This window comes from Vibrio sp. D173a (genome assembly GCF_030248475.1).
This window is the reverse complement of sequence record NZ_JAHGAH010000653.1, coordinates 1-992: the sequence shown is the minus strand read 5'-3', so window position 1 is coordinate 992 and position 992 is coordinate 1. Positions and strand designations below refer to the sequence as shown.

Annotated in this window: 2 protein-coding genes; one reads left to right on the top strand and one right to left on the bottom strand. The window is 46.4% G+C overall.

Annotation, left to right across the window (positions count from 1 at the left end; genetic code table 11):
* Window positions 1-631, top strand: a 631-nt coding sequence (locus KIV40_RS28255; RefSeq protein ID WP_285352527.1) for a DUF6363 domain-containing protein, incomplete at its 5' end; no start/stop codon positions are given.
* Window positions 632-736: 105 nt separating this feature from the next.
* Here KIV40_RS28255 and KIV40_RS28250 read toward each other — a convergent pair.
* A partial coding sequence (locus tag KIV40_RS28250) for a pyruvate kinase alpha/beta domain-containing protein (RefSeq protein WP_285352525.1) occupies window positions 737-992 on the bottom strand: 256 nt, incomplete at its 5' end.

Genomic DNA, 992 nt, shown 5'->3' with positions numbered 1-992 from the left:
CGGTGTGTCGGCCTCTATACCGGTTCAGGAGGCGTGGAGAAGGCAAGCTCGTTCTATTGTTGTGATTCGAACTGAGCCGGCTTCTGAGGCGAACCCTGACAGCCAATCCGACCAAGATACTCCCAAGCCACCCAAACCGATCACGGCAGAAGAACTTGAATGGTTCCGTGACTCTTTTAGCAGTGTGCAAGAACATTGGCAGCAAAAAATTGATCAGTGGAAGGTAGATTGGACGTCGTTTTTCCAGCAGCAAATCACGCGTTCTAAACAGCAGACGCGAGACAGGCGGCATTTAGACTTGCTCAATGGTGGTCGCTGGCTGTTTGGTGCCGACGATATTTATCGCCTTAGTCATTTGGTGGGAGATAAGTTTGATTCCGGTTTGGCGGATATGTTGATGGTGCACTATCAAACCTACTCATTAACCGAAGATTTCTTACACTCGCCACCCGATGACACCTTTGTTGTTCAGATTGCGCCGAGTGAGCAACTGAAATCGAACTCTTTGATGAGCGAAAAAGAAGATCTGCTGCACGACTACCAACTGGGAATGGAAGCCGGTTTCAAATTCGTCGAGTTGTATTGCTCAATACAGAACGCTAAAGCATCACACGTCATCCAATTCGCATAATCATCAATCCATTTTTGTTTTTCCCACAACTAAAAATGGCTGCGAGTTCATTATTCGCAGCCATGGCTTAGTGCACTGTTGCTTGGATATCGGGTTATTTTAATATCAAGTGACAGGCAAGATACGCATGCAGTTTGTTGAACCAGCGACATCCATAATATCGCCTTGAGTGATGATCACGAGATCACCAAACTTCAGCATCCCTTTCTCTTTTAAGCAGGTTAGGGTAGAGAGCGCGATATCAAAGCTGTCCTCTTTATCTGTTTCAAAGTAAATAGGGGTTACACCACGATACAAGGTACAGCGATTTAATGTGCCTTCGTTGCGCGATAGAGCAAAGACGGGCATATCGGCGCTTAAG